22 protein-coding genes are annotated in these 26583 nt (G+C 52.1%); 15 read left to right on the top strand and 7 right to left on the bottom strand.

Annotation, left to right across the window (positions count from 1 at the left end; genetic code table 11):
• Positions 1–162: 162 nt before the first annotated feature.
• Positions 163–2652 (bottom strand): TonB-dependent receptor, encoded by a 2490-nt coding sequence (locus tag DFER_RS25890; protein WP_015814635.1) that lies wholly within the window; start codon positions 2650–2652, stop codon positions 163–165.
• 287 nt (positions 2653–2939) lie between these two features.
• On the opposite strand from DFER_RS25890, the gene DFER_RS25885 reads away from it, so the two are divergent.
• Positions 2940–3674, top strand: coding sequence for a DUF6962 family protein (locus DFER_RS25885; protein WP_015814634.1), 735 nt, complete (start codon positions 2940–2942; stop codon positions 3672–3674).
• A gap of 56 nt (positions 3675–3730) precedes the next feature.
• Here DFER_RS25885 and DFER_RS25880 read toward each other — a convergent pair whose 3' ends face one another.
• Positions 3731–4366 (bottom strand): peroxiredoxin, encoded by a 636-nt coding sequence (locus DFER_RS25880; RefSeq protein WP_015814633.1) that lies wholly within the window; start codon positions 4364–4366, stop codon positions 3731–3733.
• A 206-nt stretch (positions 4367–4572) separates the two neighbouring features.
• Between DFER_RS25880 and DFER_RS30230 the strand changes: the two genes are divergently transcribed.
• The 9 genes from DFER_RS30230 to DFER_RS25835 all read left to right on the top strand — a co-directional run bounded on the left by DFER_RS30230 (position 4573) and on the right by DFER_RS25835 (position 12191).
• Positions 4573–4803 carry a hypothetical protein gene (locus tag DFER_RS30230; RefSeq protein WP_041735504.1) on the top strand — a complete coding sequence of 77 codons (231 nt, stop codon included), beginning with the start codon at positions 4573–4575 and terminating at the stop codon, positions 4801–4803.
• A gap of 24 nt (positions 4804–4827) precedes the next feature.
• Entirely contained in the window at positions 4828–6039 is a 1212-nt protein-coding gene (locus tag DFER_RS25870) for a putative inorganic carbon transporter subunit DabA (protein WP_041735503.1), read from the top strand.
• Between the two features lie 233 nt (positions 6040–6272).
• Entirely contained in the window at positions 6273–7451 is a 1179-nt protein-coding gene (locus DFER_RS25865; RefSeq protein WP_015814632.1) for a cysteine desulfurase family protein, read from the top strand.
• Positions 7417–8619, top strand: coding sequence for an XdhC family protein (locus tag DFER_RS25860; protein WP_015814631.1), 1203 nt, complete (start codon positions 7417–7419; stop codon positions 8617–8619). The genes DFER_RS25865 and DFER_RS25860 overlap by 35 nt, the downstream gene beginning before the upstream one ends.
• 6 nt (positions 8620–8625) lie before the next feature.
• Complete coding sequence (locus DFER_RS25855) at positions 8626–9222, top strand: nucleotidyltransferase family protein (protein WP_015814630.1); 597 nt, start codon at positions 8626–8628, stop codon at positions 9220–9222.
• Positions 9223–9344: 122 nt separating this feature from the next.
• Positions 9345–10181 (top strand): ABC transporter ATP-binding protein, encoded by an 837-nt coding sequence (locus tag DFER_RS25850; protein ID WP_015814629.1) that lies wholly within the window; start codon positions 9345–9347, stop codon positions 10179–10181.
• 103 nt (positions 10182–10284) lie between these two features.
• Complete coding sequence (locus DFER_RS25845) at positions 10285–11097, top strand: hypothetical protein (RefSeq protein ID WP_015814628.1); 813 nt, start codon at positions 10285–10287, stop codon at positions 11095–11097.
• 12 nt (positions 11098–11109) lie between these two features.
• On the top strand, positions 11110–11490 hold the full coding sequence (locus DFER_RS25840) for a GntR family transcriptional regulator (protein WP_015814627.1): 381 nt from the start codon (positions 11110–11112) through the stop codon (positions 11488–11490).
• Positions 11491–11495: 5 nt separating this feature from the next.
• The gene (locus tag DFER_RS25835) at positions 11496–12191 is read left to right on the top strand and encodes a hypothetical protein (protein ID WP_143828811.1); all 696 of its coding nucleotides are present in this window, start codon (positions 11496–11498) and stop codon (positions 12189–12191) included.
• 46 nt (positions 12192–12237) lie between these two features.
• Here DFER_RS25835 and DFER_RS25830 read toward each other — a convergent pair whose 3' ends face one another.
• From DFER_RS25830 to gnd, 5 genes are all read right to left on the bottom strand, one after another.
• Entirely contained in the window at positions 12238–13071 is an 834-nt protein-coding gene (locus DFER_RS25830; protein WP_015814625.1) for an SPFH domain-containing protein, read from the bottom strand.
• 6 nt (positions 13072–13077) lie between these two features.
• On the bottom strand, positions 13078–13254 hold the full coding sequence (locus DFER_RS30225) for a hypothetical protein (protein ID WP_015814624.1): 177 nt from the start codon (positions 13252–13254) through the stop codon (positions 13078–13080).
• A 168-nt stretch (positions 13255–13422) separates the two neighbouring features.
• Entirely contained in the window at positions 13423–14142 is a 720-nt protein-coding gene (gene pgl / locus DFER_RS25825; protein WP_015814623.1) for a 6-phosphogluconolactonase, read from the bottom strand.
• A gap of 3 nt (positions 14143–14145) precedes the next feature.
• Positions 14146–15654 carry a glucose-6-phosphate dehydrogenase gene (gene zwf, locus DFER_RS25820; protein WP_015814622.1) on the bottom strand — a complete coding sequence of 503 codons (1509 nt, stop codon included), beginning with the start codon at positions 15652–15654 and terminating at the stop codon, positions 14146–14148.
• A gap of 12 nt (positions 15655–15666) precedes the next feature.
• On the bottom strand, positions 15667–17079 hold the full coding sequence (gnd, locus tag DFER_RS25815; protein WP_015814621.1) for an NADP-dependent phosphogluconate dehydrogenase: 1413 nt from the start codon (positions 17077–17079) through the stop codon (positions 15667–15669).
• A 175-nt stretch (positions 17080–17254) separates the two neighbouring features.
• Between gnd and DFER_RS25810 the strand changes: the two genes are divergently transcribed.
• From DFER_RS25810 to DFER_RS30220, 5 genes are all read left to right on the top strand, one after another.
• Entirely contained in the window at positions 17255–19357 is a 2103-nt protein-coding gene (locus DFER_RS25810; protein ID WP_015814620.1) for an alpha-galactosidase, read from the top strand.
• A gap of 100 nt (positions 19358–19457) precedes the next feature.
• Entirely contained in the window at positions 19458–20336 is an 879-nt protein-coding gene (locus DFER_RS29350; protein WP_015814619.1) for a response regulator, read from the top strand.
• Between the two features lie 73 nt (positions 20337–20409).
• On the top strand, positions 20410–20961 hold the full coding sequence (locus DFER_RS25800) for a DUF4142 domain-containing protein (RefSeq protein WP_015814618.1): 552 nt from the start codon (positions 20410–20412) through the stop codon (positions 20959–20961).
• A 205-nt stretch (positions 20962–21166) separates the two neighbouring features.
• Positions 21167–22204, top strand: a complete 1038-nt coding sequence (locus DFER_RS25795) for a chemotaxis protein CheB (RefSeq protein WP_015814617.1) — start codon at positions 21167–21169, stop codon at positions 22202–22204.
• Between the two features lie 164 nt (positions 22205–22368).
• Positions 22369–26583 (top strand): PAS domain S-box protein, encoded by a 4215-nt coding sequence (locus DFER_RS30220; protein ID WP_015814616.1) that lies wholly within the window; start codon positions 22369–22371, stop codon positions 26581–26583.

The raw sequence follows: 26583 nt of genomic DNA, 5'->3' as shown, positions 1-26583 counted from the left end.
AGATTGATAATTAACTTTCCTAAGGTATCAATGTATTTACAAAATACAAAAATATCTTTCTATATTAACGAATAAGTAGGCAATGTAATATCTGTTTTACAATGTACACACAAAAAAAGCGCAGAGGCACATTGCCCCTGCGCTATGGCGGTCGTCCGGCAATCAGTTCTGCTGGCCTCCGCCTCCTACAACATCCGTATTGTTTACTGACTTCGTCTTCTTCTTCGGCGCATTAAAACTCATCTTCCCGATCGAGTAGCTGAATGTCACCTTGAAATTGCGGTTATAAAGCTGCGTGGAGCCGGTTTGGACGAATTGCGGCGATGTCAGGTCGGACGTAAAACGCACGCCTTTTGTCAGGAAATTCTCCGCTCCGAAACCAATGCTGCCTTTCTTGTTGGCAAAATCCTTTTTGAACCCTAGTGAATATAGGTAAAAACCGGTGCGCGTTCCCTGTAACTGGATTTCCTTGCCCCGGTAAAAGCCGAATGCCTGCAATCCCCAGCCGTTCCGCAGCGAAAGCTGTGACATTAACCGGCCGCCATAATTGAAACCCGAATTACTGATGCCCACCGAAGTACCGTCCAGACCGGTCGTTTGTCCTTCGAGGTACGAATGCAGAATGTCGATGCTTCCGTTCAATGTCCATTTCGGGGTCAGGTACACGTTGGCGAAGATGTTGGCGCCGTATGCGCGCTGCTTGCCGATGTTTTCGAAAGTGGTGACGATAGCGCCTTGGAGCGTATCCACGGCCATTCTCACCTGCGTGATCGAATTATTGGTCTGGCGTGCAAAAACAGAGGCATTAATGTACGTTTTCTTGATATTCGTGCTCAATCCGAGCTCGAAGTTGTCGGTCAGTTCGGGGCTCAATGCCGGGTTACCGGTGCTGATGCTCTGCGGGTTGGCCAGGTTCACATTGGGGTTCAGCTGCTGGATGCCCGGGCGCTGGATACGGCGGTTGTAAGCGGCTTTCAGCGTAGTGCTGCCCGACAGCACCTTCGACACATTGATGCTCGGCACCAGGTTTCCGTAAGCCGGAATGTCAATCGCCTTGCCCGCGCCCATATCGGCCGTGATGCCCGTATATTCGTAGCGCGTTCCCAGTTTGAATGTGTATTTGTTCTGAGTCGAAAGTGTGTAGGAAAGATATCCCGCAGCCACATTCTGCTTGTAGTTCAAAACGCCCGACGGGTTGGTTGGGCTCAAAACGAAATCGCCCGATTCGCCTGCGGTGAGGTATTTGAAATCACTGTCCACGGTCCGGAAAATTCCTTTTGCACCAAATTCGAGCATCTGATTTTTACCCAGTGGTGTCTGATAATCCGTTTGGAGCGTCAACTCCGAATTTTCATTTTTGTTCTCGTTTTTCAGCTTGCTATCCACCGCGCCCGATTCGTTGAGCAAATCGGTATTAAAATTATTGGTGAGGCCCGTGCGGCTGTACAAGGTCGAAATGCTCCACTCCTGTTGCGGCTTGAAAGTCCGGATATAATCGATATTGAAATCCACGGTTCCCGACAAATCCTTCCGGTCGACTTTGCGTAAAGAATTGTTGCTTAGCGCGCTATTTTCGTATTGATTGATCGTCAGGTCCTGTTTTTGGATAAAATTCCGTGTTCCGTAGCGCAAGCCGGCCGATAATGCCTGGTTTTTACCCAAATCATAATCCCAACCCAGCGAGTATTGCCCGAACATCCCACGATCTTTGGCCGTAGAACTCTGGTTGGTCAGGAACGAGCTGCCGCCCGAATAAGTCGTCTGGTCGAGCACGGATGTCGCTTTATTGTAGAATGCGCGCCCGAAACCGCCCAGCGTGAAACCCATTTTGCCTTTGCGGTAGCTGCCGTTCAAGCCGAGGTTCGAGCCGCGGTTACCTACCCCCGAATCGATATTCAGCGTCAGGCCTTGCAGGTTGTTCTTTTTGGTAATGATATTGATGATCCCACCCGAGCCCTCGGCGTCGTATTTGGCGGAAGGCGACGTGATCACTTCCACGGACTTGATCATATCGGCCGGGATCTGCTTCAAGGCATCCGCAACGTTGCTCGCGATGATCGTCGAAGGCTTGTTGTTGATCAAAACACGGATATTGGAGCTCCCCCGCAGCGACACGTTGCCGTCCAGGTCCACTGAAAGCATCGGTACTTTCCGCAGCAGATCGGACGCATCGCCGCCTTTCGAAGTAATGTCTTTTTCTGCATTAAAAACCATCCGGTCCACCTTCTCCTCGATCAGCGATTTTTCGCCTGTGATCGTCACCTCCTGCAAATTCTGCACGCTCGACGCTAGCTGAACCGACCCGAGTTCCACATCTTTGCCCTTTTCCACCTTCACATCCACGGCCTTGTCCTTATACCCGATGAACGAGATCATCAGACGGTAGGCACCAGGCGCTACTTTCGCAAGCGCGAATTTGCCGTTTTCATCGGCCGTTGTGCCGTCAATGACCTTGCTGTCAGCGACACTGAATAATGCAATACTCGCAAACTCCACGCCCTTAGCGGCCGCTGAGTCGAGTACAATTCCGGAAATCTTAGAATTTCCCGGTGCCGGTGCCTGGGCGAAGGTGTGATGGGCTGCAATACCCAGAAATAATGTCAAAAAGACTAATCTGACGGCTGACAGGAATGAGGTGTTCATGGTTTCCATAAGTTAATTAACGAGGGTGCTTCGGTGCTGTCCTACTTAAATACAATTCTCAATACAAAGGAAAAACATACTTTATATTTATTATTTGATAATAGACAACTCCCCCGAATTCATCTGCGAATCGGCACTTTCGGGATACCAAACTGAAAATGGGTAACGGTGTATCAGAGCCGGCGCGCCGGCGCGCGTGACTTGGTATAATTTTGGTGAAGAGGAAAGACAGACTTACTTTTGAAATACAAATGCAAACCGGCCGGACGCCGATGCACTAACTTACTCTTCTGTTCATGAACGATGTCGTCATAGATTTCAGCAAAGTCCACCAGATAAACCTATTCGGAATAACCATTTTGGAACCCTCGACGGTGTTGTCGAGCCTGATGATGACCGCTGTATGCATTTACGCGTTTTTCCATCTCAACAAACTCGGGCGCGCGCACCGCATGTACAAGCAAATCCAGTATTTCTTCCTGTTCATGGCCATCGCAACGGCCATCGGCGGCATCCTGGGCCACGGCTTCCTGTATCTTACCGGCAAGGTGGGGAAAATCCCGGGCTGGTTTGCCAGCATGATCGCCGTGGCATTGTTCGAACGTGCGGCGATCTGGCATATCAAGCCCCTGCTCCACCGCCGCAACGGGCTCATCCTCGGCTGGCTCAATTACCTGGAACTCGCCATATTTTTCGCACTGACTTTCATCACCCTCGATTTTCGTGTGGTGGAAGTTCACGCATTCTACGGACTGTTCCTGATGCTCTTTATGATCGAAATTTATGTGTATAAAAAAAGAAAGGACCCGGGGAGCAAATACATATTCATCGCTACGTTAATGGGCGCCATTGCCGCCGGTTTCCACGCATTGAAGTTCAGCTTCGGCGATTGGTTCAATTACAACGACATTGCCCACATTCCGATGTCCCTGTCCATCTGGTTCTACTACCAGGGCGCGCGGCACATGACCTATTACGGCGACGAAACGATCGTTCCGGAGGAGGTGATCGAGAGCGAAAGCGAGCGCTAAAAAAAAGCGGATGCCCTGAAACAGGACATCCGCTTTTTTCTTGCATACCGGAACAATTACTTGTTCGGTTGCGGTGTGTAGCGCAAATACGGCTTCACGATATTCAAACCCTTGGTGAACTTCTTCTGGGCGTCTTCGGTGCTTACCGCCGGCACCACGATCACATCCTCGCCGTCTTTCCAGTCGGCCGGTGTGGCTACCGAGTAGTTTGCCGTCAGCTGCAAGGAATCCACCACGCGGAGGATTTCGTTGAAATTACGGCCTGTCGATGCAGGATAAGTAAGGGTAAGCTTGATCTTCTTGTCCGGGCCGATCACGAATACCGAGCGTACCGTCGCTTTTTCGCTGGCGTTCGGGTGGATCATATCATATAGCTGTGCTACCTGGCGGCCTTCGTCGGCGATGATCGGGAAGTTCACTTCCGTATCGTTTACCTCGTTGATATCCGGTATCCAGCGGTTATGCGAATCCAGGTCGTCGACGCTCACCGCGAGCACTTTCACATTGCGTTTTTCAAATTCACCTTTCAGCAGCGCTGTTTTACCCAATTCAGTTGTACAAACAGGCGTAAAGTCGGCCGGGTGAGAGAACAACAATCCCCAGCTATCTCCCAGCCATTCGTGGAATTTAATGGGTCCCTGCGTGGTATTTGCTTCAAAGTCCGGTGCGATATCTCCTAATCGAAGTGACATAATGGTGAAGGTTTAAAGAATGAAACATTAATCTACTAATATTGTAGAGTAGAACACAAAATTAAATAAATAGTTTCATTCACGCCCAATTATCTGATTAATAAATCAGCCGGTAAAAAACTGAGGAGGTTTCGCGGTCACGGCACTATAATGTTGATTCCAGCCAATTTTAACTGCATTTTAAGGCTTGTTTAATTGTGTTTTAATTGCTGTTCGGCTCTTTTGAAATGCAAAACGGCAGCCGGTACCGGCCCGCCGCAGCTGGAAAGAACGATATGACTAAACGCGATCAGCCTCAACCCGTGACAGCCCGGAACAACCCATTCGAAGAACACGCCGTGCTGGATGAGTTGAAACAATTCCTGCCCGAGCTGTCGCCCGCGGGGAAAGCGAATCACCGGAATCCGCTCGCGGCATTCCAGCACCTGCATTTCTAAGATGCGCTGCATCAGGCGGGCGGAATGCTCGGAACGCCGACAACCCTTTCGCTGGAAGCATACCGCTCGCTGTACAATGCCAAAAAAGTGAAGCCGGAAATCCTCGAAAAAGTGCTGGTAAAACGAAAAGGTCCGGACCGCTTGTTCGAATGGCAGGACAAGGTGCTGATGAAGAAATTTCCGCCCGACGCCCCGCCCAAAATCGGTGCGCTGAGGGCGAACTGGCAGCGCCAATACAAAACCGATCTTGGCAAGCGCGTCCACCCGAGGTTGTTCCGCATTGTAGCGAGCTACATCGACCACGGCACCGCCGACTGGATATTCCCCGTACGCGGACAAGGTTTCCTCGATTCCATGCGCGAAATGGAATCGCACAGCTTTGTGAGCGTATTCAACAGCCCGCGGGCGCGCAACCTGCTCCTACACGAAAGCCCCTCTATTTCAGACCTGCTGGCGGTACTTGTCGGAGATGAACGGTTTTTCAAACAATACCTTTTCGATCAGCAATTTGCGCATCGCGACTGGTCGGGACTGGTGGCGACTCTCGAAAATACCCCCGGCTCGCTGCCCAACGGCAGCACGATCTCGCTGCACGACCTGATTGTATTCGAACTGCTGCTTGAAATCGACGTGCTGGAAGATCAGCCAGGCAATCGCTGGCAACCGCTGGCGTCCCGCCTGACCGGTCTTCCCGACGACCTCTTTGCCCCCATTCCGCCGAGTGAAAAAAGCGAAGTACTCAGCATCTGGCAGGAAGCATCTGAATGGAGCCATTACGAAGGCCTGCTGGCCGCATTAAAACATAATCCTCATCACCAACGCGAAGAACCTGCAAACCAAATGCATGTAAATGATACTGCTAATGCGCCCGAGTGCATTTATATCATCGGCCAACCGACGCTAAAAAGGGATATTCCATCCGGCTATGCTGCTTTTGTGACCGGGTACGATTTCAAGCTGGATTTGAATGGTGATGCATTGGAAAAAATATTCCAAACTGAACTTCCGCTTCGTGCCGCCGCAAACCTTGAATGTTTCTTCTCACAAACGGCCAACGCAGGCACGGGCCCGCGAAATGCAACCGGGCCCGTGCGGCTGCTCTGCATCGTAGAACATTTCCCGGAAACCGTTCGGCAGGTAGCCGCCCGTGTGAATAGCGATTGGCTGAGGAACGAATGGGTGCATTTGGCTGCACTGGACCCCGAGTCGCACGAGCAACGGATATGGATCGTGTAACGCTCGCGTATCTGCTGTTGCTGGAAACTTCCGCGCTGGTACCGCTCCCGCTGCTCTCTGACAAGCTGCCCGGCCGTAGCGCCTCAGCAAACTGATTACCAATTTCATAATTATAGTTAACCTGTTCGTTTAGTTTCGGAAACCATCTCATGTTTAAAATGAGATGGTTTTTTGTTTATTTTGAACTAACCTGCCCCATTTTGCTTTTTTGAATCTAAAAACCGACCTAGCCCTTGAAACTGCCTGTTTATTTGGACAATAATGCTACAACCCCTGTGGACCCGAGGGTTTTACAGGAAATGCTGCCCTATTTTTCCGAGAAATTCGGCAATGCGGCCAGTCGTACGCATTTGTATGGCTGGGAGGCGGAAGAATCGGTGGATATTGCACGCGAGCAGATCGCCGGCCTCATTGGCGCACACCAGCAGGAGATTGTGTTTACCTCCGGTGCTACCGAGGGCGTCAATCTGGCCATTAAAGGCATTTTCGAAAATTCCTTACAACCGGAGAAACACATCATCACCGTCGCTACCGAACACAAAGCGGTGCTCGACACCTGCAAGCATATCGAACGGCTCGGCGGTACAGTTACCTACCTGCCCGTGAATGCCAACGGGCTGATCGACCTGACCGCGCTTGAAAGCGCCATTACCCCGCACACGATCCTGATCGCGGTGATGTACGCCAACAATGAAACCGGCGTGATCCAGCCTATCCGTGAGATTGCTGCCATTGCCAAATCACACCACATTCCCTTCCTGTCCGACGCCACGCAAGCTGTGGGCAAGGTCCCCGTGAATGTCCTGAGCGACGGCATCGACCTGCTTGCATTAAGTGCGCACAAAATTTACGGGCCCAAAGGCGTGGGCGCACTCTACGTCCGCAAAAAGAACCCCGCCATTATCCTCACCGCCCAGATCGACGGCGGCGGCCACGAACGCAATATGCGTAGCGGCACGCTCAATGTGCCGGGGATCGTCGGGCTTGGCTGGGCCTGTGAAATTGCCGGGGCCGAAATGGCGCGGGAAAGCAAGCGGCTCAGCGCACTGCGGAATGCGTTGGAAGTGGAACTATTGGTACTGCAAGATATCGAGATCAATGCCGAAGACGCCCGCCGGCTGCCGCATTGTACCAATATTTCGTTCGGACAGGTGGATGGGGAGAAACTGATTTTCGAGGCGGGCAGCGACCTGGCGTTTTCGCGCAGCTCGGCCTGCACCTCCGCCACACTGGAACCCAGCTATGTGCTGAAAGCGATGGGCCTTTCGGACGAACGCATTCATAATTCGTTCCGTTTCAGTTTCGGACGGTTTTCTACCGAGGAGCATGTAAACCACGCGGTTTCTGTTATTTCAAAGATTGTAAAACAACATCGCCATGAAAGAAATCACGGACATCATCCGGTCGTATGAGCAGGAAGTGGCGGCGGGTAAGCGCATGGCGCTTGCGACCGTCGTGCACGTAGAGGGCTCGTCGTACAGGCGCCCGGGCGCACGCATGCTCGTGACGGACGAAGGCCAGCTCACAGGCGCCATCAGCGGCGGATGTCTTGAAGGAGATGCCCTGCGCAAGGCCCTGCTCGCCATTTCCCAGCAGAAAAACAAGCTGGTTACCTACGATACTACCGACGAAAACGACACAACCCTCGGCGTACAGCTCGGCTGCAACGGCATTGTGCATATCCTTTTCGAGCCTATCCGGACAGATGACCCCGAGAATCCCGTGGAGTTATTGAAAAAGGTATTGGCCCAAAGGCAAAATGCGGTGCTGATAACCTTGTTCTCGCTCCAATCGCGCACGGGCGCACAGCCGGGAACGTGTTTCCTGCATTTACAAACTGACGACGAGCTCACCTGCAAATGTACCGAACCGGCATTGCTCGATACGCTGCTTGCGGAGACGCATGAAGCCTACCAGCGCGGCGATTCGTTTTTCAAAGCATTCGAGCGTGATAACCAATCGCTGACTGGTTTTATCGAATACTTCAACACCCCGCCCTCGCTTGTGATCGCCGGCGCGGGCAACGATACCATCCCGATCACCGAAATGGCGGCCGTGCTCGGCTGGGATATTACCGTGGTCGACGGCCGTTCCAGTCATGCCACGCGGCAGCGGTTTCCCAAAGCAGGAAAAGTGCTCGTGGCGCGGGCCGACGATGTTTTGAAACACATTGTCATAGACGACCGCACGTTTGTGCTGCTCATGACACACAATTACAACTACGACATCGCATTGCTGAAACAGCTCCTGGACGTGGACGCGTGCCGTTACGTGGGTGCATTGGGTCCGAAGAAGAAACTGGAACGGATGTATGCCGAGCTGGAAAATTCAGGAATGGTGATTACCGACGCGCAGAAGGCCAAGGTTTATGGCCCCGTGGGCCTCGATATCGGGGCTGAAACGTCGGAAGAAATCGCATTATCGGTGCTGGCCGAGATTAAGGCTGTGCTGGGACGGCGCGTGGGGCTTTCGCTGCGTGAAAAACTTGAACCGATCCACAACCGGACCGACCAGCCTGTCACCTATACCCGCGACGAGCAGGAAGATTTCCTTTGCGCCATTCAAACACCGGCATCCTGATTTACCATGATCCCAAACCACTATGGCATTGTTATCCTCGCGGCAGGCAGCTCATCCCGGCTCGGCGAACCGAAGCAAATACTTCAATACCAGGGCAGAAGCCTGATCCGGCACATTACCGAGGCAGCGCTGGAAGCGGTGACGGAGGTGGTTGTGGTAACGGGCGCCAATGCGGAGTTGATCGGGAAGGAATTGGAAGGTTTGCCCTGCCGGCTCGTATTCAACCCCGACTGGCCGGAAGGCATGTCGGCGTCCATTAAAGCCGGCATCAAGGCGCTGCAATCCCATGCTCCGGGCGTGAAAGGCGCTATCCTCGCCGTGAGCGACCAGCCATTCGTTACCGCGGCTACTTTTCATGCATTGCTCCGCATTTTTGAAGAAGCGGAAACCGGCATTGTAGCCTCGGAATATGGCGGTTCGCTGGGCACGCCGGCTTTTTTTGCCGCTTCCTATTTCCCATCCCTGCTCCAACTCACCGGCGCCGAAGGTGCAAAAAAGCTCTTCGCACGTTTTGCAGCCGACATTTCTACCCACCCCTTTCCGCAAGGCAGCATCGACATCGACACGCAGGAAGACTATCAACGCCTGATTTCCGACAGGTAGGCGGTCGTGATTCCGTTCATTCTTTATTCCAAATATTTTTTTAACCACAACTGTTGCGTTTCTGGAATCATCAGTTACATTTGCAGTGTACTATTTAACTAGAACACTAAAACAATTGAGCCATGATTCACCTCGACCAGGTTTCTTTTGGATACGGAACGCGTAAGAAATTGTTTGAAAACCTTGACCTGCACCTCGACGCCGGGCACATTTACGGGCTGCTGGGCAAAAACGGAGCGGGCAAATCGAGTTTGCTGCGCAACATGGCCGGGCTTCTTTTCCCAACCGGCGGCCGCATTGAAGTGGCAGGCTTCGAGCCGCGCAGGCGCCAGCCGGCGTTTTTGCAGGATGTTTTCTTCCTTCCCGAGGAGATTTACCTCCCGTCGGTGACGGTGGACAAGTACCTGATGCTGATGGCGCCGTTTTACCCCAAATTCGACGAGCAGCTCTTCCGGGCCTACATTGCCGAGTTCGACATTCCGGAAGGCAATAAGCTCACGGGTATGTCGTACGGCCAGAAGAAAAAGGTGCTGATCGCATTCGCATTAGCTACCAACACCCGCGTGCTGATCATGGACGAGCCGACCAACGGCCTCGATATTCCCTCCAAAAGCCAGTTCCGAAGACTGGTATCATCCGCGCTCGACAAAGACCGCCTGGTCCTGATCTCGACCCACCAGGTCCGCGATCTCGATAACCTCATCGACGCGATTATCATCCTCGAAAACAGCCAAATACTGATCCGCCACAGCCTCGATACCATTTCGGAACGATTGTGCTTCGGCACGTTGCCCAGCATTGAGTATGATGCACGGGTGCTGTATTCGGAGCCTTCGCTGCGCGGGTACAAAGCCGTTTTCGAAAATTCTACGCAGGAAGAGAGCCGTGTCGACCTGGAACACTTGTTCAATGCCGTGATCGAGAATCCCCAGCGGATCAGCCAGATATTCGCCTATTAGCCATGAAAATAATCATCATCCTGTTGCTTGCATTGGCAGCGGCAACACTCCGGTACATTCTGCCCTTCCTAACCCCAGTCCCCGTGTCCCCAATCGAAATCCTATGAACCAGACATTCGACATTCACCGATTTGCCCTGATGCTGCGATTCGACGCGGCAGAGAAAGGAAAAAACTACCTGATGATGGCCGGCGTGCTTGTTTTTTGCCTGCTCGCCATGCTGCTGCCCATCACCATGACGAACGAATACAGCGAATTTCGCAGGATACTGCATTTTATGGCATTGTTCATGATTGCGCTCTTCGGTTCCAGCCTGTACACCAGCAATGCATTATCCCAATATTCCAGCCCTGACACCGGCATTGCCTCGCTGATGATCCCCGCCTCGCGCATCGAAAAATTCCTGAGCTCGCTGCTGCTCAACCTCGCCTTTGTGCTGCCTTTCCTTTTGCTGTTCTGGCAGTTGCATTACCGCACGGTCGATCATGCGAATACATTGCTTCCGCCCGGGGCCAATCCTTACCAGTACATTCCCAAGGATTTCGCCGATTACACCATTTATGCCTACATTCTCATTCATGCAGTGGTGTTTTGCGGGTCGGTTTATTTCAAAAAGTTTGCGTACATCAAAACTGCCGCGATCGGGATTGCTTTTGTAGCTGTATTGAGCTATTTCAATTACATCCTGTCGATGCAGTTTGCCTCGCGGCCAAGCATGCTCACCGTTTATCCGCTTACCGGCTGGAAAACATGGTTTAATGTGGAAGACGGGATGTCGCGCCCGAGATACATGGCCGGTTTTTACCACATCACACTGTCGGAGCCGATGCTGCATGCCGTGCAGGCATTTACCGTGGCAGTGGCAGTCATGATTTGGCTTGCAGCTTATTACCGGCTGAAAGAACGAGAAATTTAATTCGCACCCATTATGGAGTTTAAAGATAAACAAGCCATTTACCTGCAAATCGCGGATTATATCTGTGAGCAGATCTTACTGGGCAAATGGCCGCCCGGCGAGCGCATTCCGTCGGTGAGGGACCTTGCCGCGATGATGGAAGTGAACCCGAATACCGTGATGCGTACTTATGATTTTCTGCAAAACAAGGAGATCATTTTCAACAAGCGCGGCATCGGCTACTCGGCCGACGAGCACGCGAACGAGAAAATCCTGGCCTACCGCAAGGAGCGCTTCCTGACCAACGAACTGCCCGAGGTGTTCAAGAATTTGTACCTGCTCGACATCGGGATCGACGAGCTGTACAGCCTTTACCAGAAGTTCATCGAAGAAATGTACCCGTTAACCAAGTAATGCCCATGAAAACCAGCAATCTTCTGTTAATCATCACATTATCTATATTCGTTCTGGTGACATTGTCGTCCAATTTCGTGTTGAAAAACCAGTTTGATAAAATCGATAAGGACGATAAGTATCACGGTTTCTCAAAACATCCTGTGGGGACATTCAAATACCTGCACCTGAAAGGCAAAGGATTTGGGCTGACTGAAATACAGCAGGGCACGAAAGCGGAAATCCGCATGATTACCCTTCCCAAATACCTCGAATGGAAAACCTCCGGCGACACCCTGGTGGTCACCTACAAAGCCGACTGGAAGCAGGGCTACCAGGCACACGACGCATTCGGCACGCTGCCTTCGATCTACATTATCGCGCCGCAGCTAGAAGCCATTGTGTCGGACAGCATTCGTGCGAAAGTGAAAAATTACCAATTCGGCGACCTGGTGGTTGACCAGAAAGGCGACGCACTGATGCTCGACCACGCGACCGTCCGCAACCTGAAAGCGACAATTTCGAAAAATGGTTACCTGCGCCTGAACCCCGAGTGCAAGGTGGAATTAGCCGACATCGATATTCGTGATAAGAGCACTTTCAATGCGGAGAAGGATGTTTTCGGCAATTTTGATGCGCTGATCGACAGCTCGGCGTACATCAGCCTGCCCGGCAGTATGATCAGGAAGATGGTGCGGGAGCAAAAATTAACCCCGAGGTAAATCCCCGGGGTCGGATGCATTGATGCAAATGCGAGTAATCGTAAGCTTACTTCACTCCCAGCATCAGGCTTGTGCTGCCGCCTGCATTGGTAGTCGGCAGCACGCCATTCCACTTCGCCACCCACTCCTGCTGGATGAGCAACGGTGTCAATGTCTTTTGTCTCAACTGGTTGGCCTCCGATTCGGCCTTCGCCTTAATCAATGTCGCTTTGGCCTGTCCTTCGGCGCGGGCGATGAGGACTTTTGCTTCGGCTTCCGCTTGTTTTGCCTGGTTTTCGGCTTTCAAACGGGCCTGAATGGAAGCATTCTTCTCGTCGATCATCTGACGAAGCGATGGCGGCGGGGTAATGGCCGACGTGAGCTGGTCGTAGATGAAACCGTCCTTGCCGAGGGTTTTGGTCAATACATTCTGCACACGGTCTTCGAACACTTCGCGGTTGGACATCACGCTGTCGGACGTGAACGAATTGGCTACGATGCGATACGCATCATAAATCGTATTTTTCATAAAACCCTGCTGGATTTCCGCTAACGGTCGTCTGTATTGGCGGTAAATCTGCGGTACTTTGTCGGGGTTGATGTGATAGTTCAGCTTCGGGTCGACTTTGAACTCCGCAGCATCCTTGGTAGTAATCACAAACGATTCGTAATCAACACTCTGCGTGTAAGTCGGAAATTCCACGATCTTGGTGGTCCAGGCATTATACCAAACGCGCCCGGTCACCAGCGTGATATTATCGACGCCCTTTTCGCTGCCGTACAGGTTAATGCGGATACCGACATTACCGGCGTCGATGTTTTCGAACGAGAAAGGCTGGATGACGAGCGCCATGATCAATACGATGGTAGTCAGGATTCCGATAATAATGTTTCGCTTCATATTCGATTACAGTTTAGATTTCAATTGGTTTACAATTTGTCCGAGGACAATATATAGGAAGTAGAATGTAAGCCCGATTACGCCCAGACCGGCAAAAACGAGCCAATCGGATTGGGCATTTATGAGCCTGAGCGCGTAGGTTACCACGATGATAACCGCCACGATTTTCAGAATGTGCATCATGTGAGTAAGGTTTGTTTTGCGTAAAATTAATACCCGGGCAGATCAGCGGCCGTTGAATTTTATCCAATGGCGCTGCGCATTGTTGAACGCTTCAAAAACCCCATAAACAGCACAAAGCACGCCGTTGGATCAGCGTGCTTTGCAGTATTTGGAACAATAATATCAATCTTAAAGCAGCGCAACGGCAGCTTCATCCACAAACCAGTGCAGCTGGCCTTTCGAAGGCTGAATGATCTGCGAGGGATAGAGGTCGATATTCCTTTCTCCTTTTAAAACCTGTTTCAAAACTTCCGCTTTACCGGCGCCGGCGGCCAGGAAGGCCACGCAAGCCGCGTTGTTCACCACCGGGGCGGTGAGGGTAATGCGGTACATGTCCTGGGCTTGAAGGAAAAATGACGTCGCCAGGGCTTCCTGCTCGTGGATCACCTCGGTGCCCGGGAAGAGCGATAAGGTATGACCATCGTCCCCCATTCCAAGCAACACGAAATCGAAAGTGGTTTCGGAGCCTTCGAAATAGGTTTTCATGATCTTTTCATACTCCGCAGCCGATTCTTCGGGTGTAATGTCGGTGCGCATGATGTGGATGTTTTCAGCCTTCACAGGCACTTTATCCAACAGTTCATCATAACACATTTTAGCATTATTCCTCGAATCCTCAAACGGAACAGCCCGCTCGTCGCCCCAGAAAAAATGTAGTTTCTCCCAGGGAACCGACTCTTTATAAGGCGATTCGGCCAGCAGCGCGTACAGTGCTTTCGGCGTGCTTCCACCCGAGAGTACGAATGTAAAACGGTCCTGTTTGGCAAGCACCTGCTGAATGTAATTGTTAATCCATTCAGCAAGGCTGGCGCTTAATGCTTTGGTATCCTTCTCGATATGCAACTCCATAGCTTACGGGGTTGGTGGCAGGTTGAGCCATGTGTGACCATCGCGGGCGATGAGCGCATCGGCCGTATCCGGGCCCCATGAGTCGGGTGCGTAATTCGGGAAGTCTTGCGGCGGGCGGTTTTCCCATGCTTCGAGGATCGGCATGATCACTCTCCACGCGGCATCCACCTGGTCGTTACGCATGAACAGCGTCGCGTCGCCTTCCATCACGTCCAGAAGCAGCGTTTCGTACGCTTCGGGAGCGTGTTCGCCGGCAACTGCGTCGTAATCGAAGGTCATATCCACCGGGTCGAGCATCATGGTCTGTCCCGGGCGCTTGGCCTGGAACCGGATGCTGATGTCCATATTAGGTTGAATGCTGATAGTCAGACGGTTAGAGCGCCATGTTTCAGCAGACTCAGGCGGGAATGCATAATGCGGCGCCTGTTTGAAATGCAAAGTAATGTGGGTCGCTTTCTGGTTCAGGTACTTACCGGTACGAACGTAGAAAGGCACGCCCTGCCAGCGCCAGTTGTCGATGTAAAACTTCACAGCCGCGAATGTATCGATATTCGACTGCGGGTTCACACCTTCTTCCTGACGGTAACCAACCACTTTCTCACCCTTTTTCCAGCCACCCGAGTACTGACCGCGAACCGCGAAATCGTGAACCTGGTCTTTACCGATCCGGCGGATTGCATTGAGCACATCCACTTTTTTGTTACGGATCTCATTCGCATCGAACGATACCGGCGGCTCCATCGCAATCATACAGAGGATTTGCAGGATGTGGTTCTGCACCATGTCGCGCAATGCACCTGCGTGCTCGAAATAGCCTCCGCGACCTTCCAGGCCTACTGCTTCGGCAGCGGTGATCTGGATGTGGTCGATGTAGTTACGGTTCCAGAGCGGCTCGAACAACGCATTCGCGAAACGCAATGCCAGGATGTTTTGAACGGTTTCTTTACCCAAATAATGGTCGATACGGAATATTTGTTCCTCGGCGAACATGCTGGAAAGCAGCAGGTTCAGTTCGTGGGCACTTTCCAGGTCATGACCGAATGGTTTTTCTACAACAATGCGCGTAGTGCTTTTTTCTCCGCAGATCTTCAATGCACCCAGCTTTTGGGCGATCGAAGGAACGAGCTGAGGCGCTACCGCAAGGTAGAATATGACATTGGGATGAACTCCCCATTCTTCTTCCTTTTCTTTTACCAGATCGGTGATTTTGTGGTAAGCTGCCGCATCGTCGCCGTCCATTTGCAGGTACGAAACATGCTGCGTAAAATCCGTCCAGTGGCCATTTTGCTTGCCTTTCCGACGTGAGAATTTCGTCACGCCGTCGAGCAGGTGCTCATGGTATTTTTCATTGGAATAAGCACTCCGGCCGATACCCGCGATCGCAAACTGATCGGGCATCCAGTTGTCGAGGAACAAGTTATAGAGGGCCGGTGTGAGCTTCCGGTAGTTGAGGTCACCGCTTCCTCCGAAAATAAAGAGTACCGAGGCAGGGGGACGTTTATTGCTTTGCATAAAATTTCTGATTTATTGTTGACCCCATTCTGTGTGGAATGTACCTGGGATATCGGTACGTTGGTACGTATGCGCGCCAAAGTAGTCACGTTGCGCCTGGATCAGGTTGGTCGGCATGTACGCTGTTTTGTATGCGTCGAAATAAGCCAGCGACGACATCAGCGCAGCGGCCGGGATGCCCGACTGGGCGGCAAATGCGATCAGCGAACGCGTGTTACCTTCCGCAGATTTAACCAATGCGGCTACTTCTTGGTTCAACAGAATATTGGACAAATCCGGGGTTTGCTTGTAGGCATCGGTAAACACCGAAAGCAGCGACGAACGGATAATGCAGCCGCCTCTCCACACGCTCACGACGTCGGTCAGCGGGATCTCCATTTGCAGATCTTTCGATGCCTGGTAAAGCATTGCAAGTCCCTGCGCGTAAGCGAGAATGGTGGCAAAATACAATGCATCGTGCACCTGCTCGATCAGCACCTGGGTTTCTTCTGAAATCGCATTGCTTGCGCCGTACAATTCGGCAGCAACCGTTCTTTCATCCTTGTAGCCCGATAACGTACGCATAGCCACCGCTGTGTCAATCACCGGAACGGCCACGGGCAGCTCCATCGAATCTTGCGACGTCCATTTACCGGTTCCTTTCGAGCCCGCTTTGTCGGAGATCACATCTACCAGGTGGGCGTCGGTCTTGTCGTCCTTTTGCAGGAAAATATCGGCGGTAATTTCCACCAGGAACGATTGCAGGTCGCCGTCGTTCCAGCTTTTGAATGTCTCGTGAAGCTGCTGGTTGCTCAAACCGGCTTTTTTCAGGATCGCGTACGATTCGCTGATGAGCTGCATGATCGCATATTCAATACCGTTATGCACCATTTTCACATAATGGCCGGCACCTTCCTTGCCCAGGTAAGCCACGCAAGGCTCGCCGTTCACTTTCGCTGCAATTGCTTCCAGCATGGGCTGTACGTGCGCATAAGCCTCCTTATCGCCGCCCGGCATAATGCTAGGGCCTGTGCGGGCGCCTTTTTCTCCGCCCGAAACGCCGATTCCCATGAAATGGATATCCTTTTCACGGAGGTATTTCACGCGGCGGAGCGTATCTGTATAATGGGAATTTCCTCCGTCGATAATAACGTCGCCTTTTTCAAGAAGAGGTAAAAGGGATGCAATGACATCGTCAACCGGCTGACCGGCAGGCACGAGCATCATCACCTTGCGGGGACGTTGCAGGAGCTGGATCATCTGGGCGAGTTCTGAAACGCCTTTTACGGTAGTACCCGGCGTGGCGCTTGATTCCAACGCGGAATTTTTGGTTTCATCCTTATCGAAACCGATAACAGAGAAGCCATGATCGGCCATGTTCAGTAACAGGTTTCGCCCCATTACGCCCAGTCCGATCATTCCAAAATCGAATAAGTTCTGTGACATAGATTAAACGTCTTGAATTAAGAAGCTGCAATATCAGGGTTTTTCGAAGACCAGCTCACATCTTCCTTGATTATCTGTTTAAAATTTAAATTGTTCTCGATATTTTATTAAATTCGACCAAACTATGGCTTATCCATAGTTAGTTCAGTAGTTACATTTAACTATACACATTACTATGTACAACCTTTCCATCCGGGTCGCCATTTGGGCGGTCCTCGTTTCGTGCAATGCGTTTGCGCAAGATTCGCTTATCATTAAAAACCGCTTCCTGGAAAGAAAATTCACGATCAGTGATAATTCTTTCCACACATCCCGCTTCCAGCATCTTCTGACGAACAAAGATTACAGCCGCCCTGGCTCGGAAGAGTTTTATTTTACAATTAACGGCAAGCCTGCGAGTGCCAACGGCGCGAATGGGTTATTCAGGCACGTAAAGCATTCACTCGTCCGGGCGGGCAACGGCATCCAGAAAGCGACTGTCCAGCTGGCCGGCAAGCCTGGTACGGAAGCCGAAAATGTAATAGTGGATTTAACCTATGAAGTCTACGACGAACTGCCGGTAGTCCGGAAGCAGGTCGGCATTACCAACAAGGGCGCCAAAGCCATTGCCATTGCCGACCTGGAAGTGGAGCGGCTAAACCTGGTGCCCGTTTCTTCCCAGCAAAGCGAGATGTATACCAACTACGGTTCCCGTTTCGCCTGGCGGCCCTACCACGGCGACCACCACGATGCAGCCGTTTTTGTGTATAATAATTACGCGAAAGAAGGCTTTATCCTTGGTAATGAAGCACCCAGCATTCTCAAAAAGACCGAGGTATACACCGATCACCACCGCATTTCGACCGGTATGACGAGCCTGACGGACCATTATCCGTTTAAAAAATGGATTGAACCGCAGGAAACATTTAACAGCCCACGGACATTCATCTGTCTCGTGCAGTCCCAAAAGTGGGAAGATGCATTCGAAGGCCACTTCGCCGACTTCGTACGTACACGCATGGGCGTGAAATTGTTTGAGCGGAAGGAAATTCCGTTCACATTCTACAATACGTGGCGGCCTTTTTATACGAACATCAACGACACGCTCGTAACGCAACTAGCCGACGGCCTCGAAGGCACCGGCACCGACCTGTTTATCATGGACGCCGGTTGGGAAAACAATTACGGCGACTGGGAACCACATCCGAAGCGATTCCCGAACGGACTGAAACCGATCACCGATCATATTCGCAAGCGGGGCATGAAAGCCGGCCTTTGGATGGGCCTCGCCTCAGTGGATAAAAGCAGTAAACTATACAAAGAACATCCCGAATGGGCCATTTACGATAAAAACGGTGAACCGGCTTACCTGCACGAGGAAATGAAGAACCGCGTGACGATGTCGCTCGCATCCGGCTACTACGATTACATTCTAGCCAAAATAAAGCGCCATGTACGGGAGAACGATCTTGCTTACATCAAGCTCGACCTGGCCATCGCCAACTCTGCATATGTCCTTGATTACTCCAAAAAAGGAGATTACAAATCAGAAGGAAAGAACCATAAAGACCGCGAAAGCTCCTACTATGCCATTTATGAAAGAGCATTGCAGCTTTTTGACGACCTGCACAAGGAGTTTCCCGACCTGCTCGTGGACTGTACCTACGAAGTTTGGGGAGAATATTATATTAATGACTACGCGCTCATCGAACACGCCGACTACGACTGGCTCACCAACTACGACGACGACGCACCCGTAGGCCCGATCAACATCCGCCAGATGGCCTTCGACCGCAGCCGCGCCATTCCCACCGCCACCAACCTGATCGGCAACCAGTTCATGGATTCACCCTATTCCAAATTCACATTTCTCTCGCTTGCCTCCGTGAAGCCCATCCTCGTAGGCGACACGCGCAAACTCCCCGCCGAGCTGAAACCGTGGTACCTGAAATGGAACACCTGGTTCAAAATGATGGACAAGAAATACCAGTTCACCCGATTCTCGTACGTGTCGGACATCTTCCAGCGCCCGACCATGAGCAACTGGGACGGCGTTTACAAATTCAACAAGGAAAAACAGGGCGGCGTGCTGTTCTTCTTCCGGAATGGATCCGTAGAAACAATGCGCACATTCGCATTCCCGCTTGGCGAGCCGGGCAGTCGGTACCGGCTTTTTTCGCCGGAAGATGGCAAGGATTTGGGGGTTTTTACGGGGAAGGAACTGAACGAAAAAGGAATCCCGGTGGAGATTTCACAACAGTTTGACGCGAGAGTTTACGGAATTGAAAAGATCAAATAGTAGAAGTCCAAATCCACACTAAGTTGGCACACCTTTTGATCATCGTGCGCATATTTTCGAAGGCCTGACGGATTTAATGCTCAGGAAAATGCGATCACACATGGCACAGGGAAAAACAATTTTTTTGGTCGATGATGATGAAGATGATTGCGAGTTGATGCAGGAGGCATTAACAGAAGCGATCGACGGGGCGCGGGTGATACAGGTGCAAAATCCGCTGCATCTCACGCGCGCCCTTGAAGCCAACCGCGACGGCTCGGCAAGGCTTATATTAATGGACGTAAATATGCCTGCGATGAACGGTTTTGAACTGCTTGCAAGTATCAGGCAAGACCAGCGCTACATGAAAATCCCGGTAGTGATGGTTTCAACTACTACGCATCAGCAGCAGGTAAACAAGGCGTACAACATGGGCGCCAATGCGTTTGTTGTGAAACCCGTTACCATGGATGAGTACCGGAGCATGGCCCGCGGGGTGGGAATGTGTTTTCTGAACAGCTACCGGCGTGCATGTGAAGCACCTTCGGCGCATAATGCAAAGGTCAAAAGCGTAGTTGTGGTAGAAGACAATGACGATTACTGGTACCTGATGAGCACCGCGCTCAAAAGCTGCATGCAACAGTACAACATCATCCGGATTGTCGACACCGAGCAGATGGTCAACTTTCTAAACCACGAATTGAGCAGTATTCTCCCCCCGGTTGATCTGATCCTCGTTGATCTTTATGTTCCTGACCGCCAGCAAGGGCTGGACCTGATCAGGCAAATACGCAACTCGCCCGGCACGGGAGGGCTTGAAAACATCCCGGTGATCGTGTTCAGTTATTCGGACGATCCCCGCGATATCGACGACGCTTACAGCAGTCAGGCCAGTGCCTACCTGATCAAGCCGCTGGATCTGTCGGGCTGGTCGTTTTACTTTGAAAACATGCTTCATTTCTGGTCCGACACCGTTCGCCCGCCGCGTCCTTTGCAATAGTTTTTGATACGGCCGCTGCGCTTCTGGCACACATTTAATAAGCACGCCGGCCAAATCAAAAACTAAAATACCTATGAAGAAGCTAAGTGTAATCTTTATCCTTTTATGCGGCATGGCCGTAGTTTCTTGCAACGATGACGATGATAATCAGCCCAATAACGTCCTACCGGAAAACGACAGAATGTTTGTCATGAACGCCGCGGATGGGGGAATGTTTGAAGTCAAAGCCGGTGAACTGGCCGTTTCCAAAGGCGATTCCACCAAAACCGGAATGGTAATGGCAGGCGACTCGATGAGCATCAAGTCTTTCGGCCAGATGATGATCACAGACCACACCAAGGCAAACAATGAGCTGAAAACAATCGCCGACAGAAAGCAGGTAAGTATTCCAACAACCCTTTCCGAAGCCAAGCAGAAAATGATTGACAGTCTTTCGGCTGCATCCGGCGCGGCTTTCAATACGATGTACACCCGGATGATGGTTAGTTCACACCGCGAAACTGTGGCCTTGTTCGAAAAGGAGTCCGGCTCGGGCCAGGATGCGGATCTCAAATCATGGGCTACCGCCACGCTTCCTACACTGAAACACCATTTGGAAATGGCTGAAATGATGCACGATCAATAAGCAGGGCACTTCCCAACCGCATCTTCAGCGGACATCTATCTGAGAAGGGCAAAGGCATTAAACCGCCTTTGCCCTTTTTGCGTCTGGCTGGCGCAGTTTTTGTGCAACTTGCCGCCAACAACACCTTTTTAGTACTCATCTACTGCCACCATCCACCTGCCGCCGTACGGTATCAGTACAATTGGGCTGCATTCAGAAAACGATCATGGAGAAACGTAACATCATTGTAATAGGGGCTTCCATGGGTGGCTTTGATGCACTTAGAAAAATGTTTGCGGAGCTTCCGGCAGACCTGGATGCAGCCATTTTCATTGTCTGGCATATGTCGCCTTTCGTCCGGGGCGTGCTCCCTCAAACCCTCAACAAATTATGCGGCATTCCTGCCGCGCATGCATTTGACGGAGAGCCTATTGCCATGAACCGGATATACGTCGCCCCGCCAGACCACCACATGATCCTCGAAGACGGAATGATCAGGGTAACGCATGGCCCAAAGGAGAACCGGTTCCGACCGGCCGTCGATCCCCTTTTTCGTTCGGCCGCTTACATTTACGGCAACCGTGTGATTGGCGTGATCCTTTCCGGAGCCCTTGACGACGGTACTGCAGGGCTTTGGACAGTAAAGTATCTGGGCGGACTGGCTTTGGTTCAAAATCCACTGGACGCTGAAGTGGCGTCCATGCCCGAAAGCGCTATCAGGCAGGTAAAAACCGACTACATTGTTCCTTTGGCCGAAACGGCGCAGCTGCTCGTCCGTCTGGCTTCGGAGCAGGTCGGTGAAAAAAAACCGGCGGCAATGAAAGAAAAAGAAAAAACGAAGGCCGAAATTCGCATGGTAACAGAAGTGAACCCGGTTGGCGTGGATATCAAAAAATTCGGACAATTAAGCCCGTATGCTTGCCCCGAATGCCATGGCGTGCTCACATTGATTAAGGAAGGGGACATTACCCGGTTCCGTTGTCATACAGGCCATGCCTACTCGTCGGGCTCGTTGCTAAGCTCATTAACCGAAAGAATGGAAGAAGATATCTACGGTACGCTCCGTGGCCTGGACGAAACGATCATGCTCCTTAACCAGCTTGGGGACCATTTTGCGGAGGCAAACCACGCAAGGCTCGCGGCAGTCTATTTCCGGCAAGCCGCACATACCGCCGAGCGTGCCGCGCTGATCCGGCAGGCCGCCATGCTGCCCGCGACATTTGAACCGATACAACAGGAAAATCAGGAACAACTGCCGGGCTGACCTGCTGGCTGCGCGGTTGAAGAAATATTCTAAATTCTTGACGATAATGGGTAAAAAGAAGTCAAAGAACGAAGCAATCGAGCCAGGTAAAAGCCCGATGGTAGTAGTCGGTATCGGGTGCGTCCGCTGGGGGCGTCGAAGCGCTCCAAAGCTTTTTTGGACAGGTGTATCCGGAATCCGGAATGGCCTATGTGGTGATCCTGCATCTTTCTCCCGATTACGAAAGCCACCTGGCCAATGTACTGAGGCAGGTCGCGCAAATTCCGGTCGTGAAGGTGGAAGAGGACATGTCTATCGCAACCGACCACATTTACGTGGTTTCGCCAAACCAGCATCTGCGAATGCTGGACGGCACTATTACCGTTTCTCAAAATATGCATATCGAAGACCGCAGGGCGCCGGTTGATATTTTTTTCAGAACCCTGGCAGAGTCTCACGGCCCGCACGCGATCGCCGTTGTACTTTCAGGGACCGGTGCCAACGGCTCGATGGGTGTTAAGCGGATCAAGGAAAATGGCGGGGCCATATTTGTCCAAAACCCCAAAGAAGCACTATTTAATGAAATGCCGCGCCATACAATCGCTACTGATCTGGTAGACGGCATCCTCTCGGCATCTGAAATCCCGGCCCGGTTACGCGAGTATCGCGACAGCCTGCATACGGTCTCTATCCCGGCAGAAGCGCGCATGCGGCCCGAGGAGCAGCAGCAAGCCCTGCGCGAGATCTTCACCCACCTCAGGCTGCGCACCGGCCATGATTTTTCCAATTACAAAAGGCCAACGCTTATGCGCCGGCTCGAACGCAGGATCAGCGTCAGAAACCTGGATGGCCTGCCTGCTTACGCGGGCTATTTACGCGAGAATCCCGAGGAAAGCAGGGCATTGTTGAAGGATTTACTCATTTCCGTGACCAACTTCTTTCGCGATGGAAGGGTGTTTTCGGCTTTGGAAGAGGACATATTGCCGCGTCTCATTCGCGAGCGGAAATCGGACGAATCTATCCGGATTTGGGTGACAGCCTGCGCCACAGGAGAAGAAGCGTATTCGATCGCGATGCTGATGGCAGAACTGACTTTCGGCGTCATAGACGCGCCCAAAGTACAGATTTTCGCTACCGATATCGACGAAGGAGCCATTATCACGGCCCGGGAAGGCAAGTACACGATCAACGATGCCGCCGACATCTCTCCTGAACGACTGCAGCGCTTCTTTGTCCGCGAAGGCGACGAATACCGTGTCCGCCAGGAAATTAGGGAAATGATCCTTTTCGCCCATCAGAATGTGCTCAAAGACCCTCCATTCTCACGGCTTGACCTGGTAACTTGCCGAAATCTGCTGATTTATCTCAACCAGGCTGCGCAAGAACGCGTGATGGAGACTTTCCATTTTGCATTGAAGCCCGGCGGCTATCTGATGCTGGGGCTTTCCGAAACGACCGACAGCGCTGGTGATCTGTTTGCCAATATCAGCCGTGAATACCATATTTATCAAAGCAGGCCGGTTGCGATCCGTCCCTATCCCGTCCCGGAAAACACACCGCTGGCCATACCCCAGAAACGGCACGAGCCCGTGGCAGTTTCCAGCAGCGAAAGCCGGCATCTCAGCGAAAGGGCCAATTTCGGGGACCTGCATCACCAGTTGATTGAGCAATATGCGCCGCCTTCCATCATTGTAAATGAGGAATATGATATTCTTCACCTGTCGGGCAAGGCAGGCAGATATGTGCATATTTTCGGCGAACCGTCCAAAAACCTCCTGAAACTCGTCAGGCCCGAATTGCGCCTTGAACTGCGCACAGCATTGTATCAGGCCGTTCAAAGGCAAACCAACGTGGAAGCCCGCAATCTGCGGGTGCAGATCGAAGACAAGACCGAAGTCATTAACCTCCACGTACGCCCGGTAGTGGAGGATGGCAGCCAGTCACGCAATAACCCGGCACAGGGTTTGATCCTCGTCCTTTTTGAACCAACCGATACGCCGGAAGGCCCCATTAAGAGTGTGCTCACCTCCGAAGAGCCCATGGCGCAGCAGCTGGAAGCCGAGCTAATGCACGTCAGGACGCAGCTGCGCTCGGCCGTAGAGCAGCATGAGACGCAGGCCGAGGAGCTCAAAGCCTCCAACGAGGAATTGCAGGCCATGAACGAGGAGCTCCGCTCAGCGGCCGAAGAACTCGAAACGAGCAAGGAAGAGTTGCAGTCGATCAACGAAGAGCTGACGACGGTGAACCAGGAGTTGAAGGTAAAAGTGGAAGAAATATCCATGACCAGCAACAACTTCCAGAACCTGATCAACTCGACTGATCTCGCGACATTGTTTTTAGACCGCAGCCTGCGCGTCAACCTCTTCACCCCCGCGGCAAGATCTATTTTCAACCTGATCCCTACGGACAGCGGCCGGCCGTTGAGCGACATCACCAACTCACTCGATTACAGCGGCTTGCAGGAAGATGCCCGCAAAGTACTCGAAACGCTGCTGCCAGTAGAGCGTGAGGTGCAAACGCACGACCAGCGTGTTTTCCTCACGCGCATTCTCCCCTACCGCACTGCCGAGGACCGGATCAACGGCATCGTGCTCACATTTGTGGATATTACAAGGCGAAAAGCAGCAGAAGAAGCCGTGAGGCGATCCGAGGAGCGGATGCGGCTGGTATTTGAAAGCGCCAAGGACTATGCTATCCTGACGCTTGACCTGAAAAGGCAGGTAACCAGTTGGAGCCCCGGTGCGCAAGCGATGACGGGCTTCACCGAAGCGGATATTCTCGGGCAGCCAGGGGACATCCTGTTTACGCCCGAAGACCAGGAGAGCGGCCAGCCCGCTTTGGAAGAAAAGATAGCCCGCGAAAACGGGCACGCCGAAAACGAGCGCTGGCATGTGCGCAAAGACGGCAGCCGGTACTGGGGCTCCGGTTCAATGTCACCTTTGAAGGATGATGATGGTAAAGTGCTGGGATGGGTTAAGATCATGCGTGACCTCACCGAGCGCCGCGCCGCCGAAGAAGCACGCTCGTTTCTCGCTGCCATTGTCGAATCATCGCAGGATTCTATCATGACCGTCAACTTTGACGGCATTATCACCAGCTGGAACAAGGCAGCCGAAGATCTCTATGGCTATTCCGCAGCCCAGGCGATCGGTAAGCCACTGACTATGCTCACACTCCCGGAAGACCTGGCCCGCGTGCTCAGCGACACCGATAAAATCAAGCACTCGCAACGCGTCGAAATTTTCGATACGATCCGCGTAAATAAAGATGGGCGCGAAATGCATTTGGAGGTCGTCATGTCGCCTGTTAAAGATGCTTCCGGCAGGCCGATCGGTGTATCGACGATTGCGCGCGATATCACGATGAGGAAGCTGGCCGAACATGAGCAAGCCCTCAAGAACCTCACTTTGCAACAGCAAACCGAATCCATGGCCCGCACCGGAAGCTGGGAATACGACCGGATAACGGGCAATTTCAGTTGGTCGGAAGGCATGTACCAGCTTTTCGGACTGCCGATCGGTAAACCAGTGCAGCCGGATGTATATCTTCAAAAAACCGTCAGACCCGATCAGCACATCGCGGAAGCGTTCATTGAATGGCTTGAAAGCGGTGAGCAGGCTTTCGAGCAGGTGTTACGCATTCACCATTTAGAAACGGTCAAGTATCTCAAAATAAAAGGGGTACCCCTGCCCTCGCAGGACGAGGTTTCTCAAAAAATGCTGGGTATCGATTGGGACATTACGGATCACATTCTCGCTCAGGAGCAGCTACGGCAAAGTGAAGCCCAGCTCAGAACGCTCGTTGAAAACACCCCGGACGTGATCACGCGTTGGGACAGCGACCTCAGGCTTATTTTCGCGAATAATGCTTTTGTAGTCAAAACCGGGCAGCAGCTTGAAGATTTATTGGGTAAAAACAATATTCAGATGGGCCAGCCCGACGATATTGCCAAGCCTTACATGGCCAGTTTGCAAAAGGTTTTCCGCACCGGCCATCCGCAGGAACATTACAATGCCTTTCCCACACCGGACGGGGAATTGACCTTCTATTCACGAATGGTACCCGAGCGTGGCCCGGACGATTCTATCCAGACCGTGCTCGCCATTGCCCGGGATATTACCGACTTGCAGAATGCCCAGCTGCAAATCCGGCAGCTTGCCGAAAACCTGCAAGCTGTGCTAGACGCCTCCCCTGCATTCATTGCATTGCTCAAAGCGGTCCGTAAAGACGGCTCGCCCGACGAGGTCGTTGATTTTACACTCGTCGTAGGCAACCAGAAACTATCAACATTTTTAGGTAAACCACTCGAAGAACTGCTTGGCAGTCCGGCAAGCCTATTCGAGCGACTGCTGTGGGGGCCTGAGACGCTGGAAAATCTGCGCGAAATTTACCTATCATAG

This window comes from Dyadobacter fermentans DSM 18053, assembly GCF_000023125.1.
GTDB classification, from domain to species: domain Bacteria; phylum Bacteroidota; class Bacteroidia; order Cytophagales; family Spirosomataceae; genus Dyadobacter; species Dyadobacter fermentans.
This window is presented reverse-complemented; position numbering and strand designations above follow the sequence as displayed.

Bases quoted from the DNA above. Each gene is read 5' to 3' on its own strand.
- DFER_RS25810 (WP_015814620.1), top strand. From the start codon at position 17,255: ATGTACAACCTTTCCATCCGGGTCGCCATTTGGGCGGTCCTCGTTTCG.
- zwf (WP_015814622.1), bottom strand. From the start codon at position 15,654: ATGCAAAGCAATAAACGTCCCCCTGCCTCGGTACTCTTTATTTTCGGA.
- DFER_RS25890 (WP_015814635.1), bottom strand. From the start codon at position 2,652: ATGGAAACCATGAACACCTCATTCCTGTCAGCCGTCAGATTAGTCTTT.
- pgl (WP_015814623.1), bottom strand. From the start codon at position 14,142: ATGGAGTTGCATATCGAGAAGGATACCAAAGCATTAAGCGCCAGCCTT.
- DFER_RS25880 (WP_015814633.1), bottom strand. From the start codon at position 4,366: ATGTCACTTCGATTAGGAGATATCGCACCGGACTTTGAAGCAAATACC.
- DFER_RS25860 (WP_015814631.1), top strand. From the start codon at position 7,417: ATGAAAGAAATCACGGACATCATCCGGTCGTATGAGCAGGAAGTGGCG.
- DFER_RS25870 (WP_041735503.1), top strand. From the start codon at position 4,828: ATGCTCGGAACGCCGACAACCCTTTCGCTGGAAGCATACCGCTCGCTG.
- DFER_RS30225 (WP_015814624.1), bottom strand. From the start codon at position 13,254: ATGATGCACATTCTGAAAATCGTGGCGGTTATCATCGTGGTAACCTAC.
- DFER_RS25840 (WP_015814627.1), top strand. From the start codon at position 11,110: ATGGAGTTTAAAGATAAACAAGCCATTTACCTGCAAATCGCGGATTAT.
- DFER_RS25830 (WP_015814625.1), bottom strand. From the start codon at position 13,071: ATGAAGCGAAACATTATTATCGGAATCCTGACTACCATCGTATTGATC.
- gnd (WP_015814621.1), bottom strand. From the start codon at position 17,079: ATGTCACAGAACTTATTCGATTTTGGAATGATCGGACTGGGCGTAATG.
- DFER_RS25835 (WP_143828811.1), top strand. From the start codon at position 11,496: ATGAAAACCAGCAATCTTCTGTTAATCATCACATTATCTATATTCGTT.
- DFER_RS25800 (WP_015814618.1), top strand. From the start codon at position 20,410: ATGAAGAAGCTAAGTGTAATCTTTATCCTTTTATGCGGCATGGCCGTA.
- DFER_RS25795 (WP_015814617.1), top strand. From the start codon at position 21,167: ATGGAGAAACGTAACATCATTGTAATAGGGGCTTCCATGGGTGGCTTT.
- DFER_RS29350 (WP_015814619.1), top strand. From the start codon at position 19,458: ATGGCACAGGGAAAAACAATTTTTTTGGTCGATGATGATGAAGATGAT.
- DFER_RS25850 (WP_015814629.1), top strand. From the start codon at position 9,345: ATGATTCACCTCGACCAGGTTTCTTTTGGATACGGAACGCGTAAGAAA.
- DFER_RS25845 (WP_015814628.1), top strand. From the start codon at position 10,285: ATGAACCAGACATTCGACATTCACCGATTTGCCCTGATGCTGCGATTC.
- DFER_RS25855 (WP_015814630.1), top strand. From the start codon at position 8,626: ATGATCCCAAACCACTATGGCATTGTTATCCTCGCGGCAGGCAGCTCA.
- DFER_RS25885 (WP_015814634.1), top strand. From the start codon at position 2,940: ATGAACGATGTCGTCATAGATTTCAGCAAAGTCCACCAGATAAACCTA.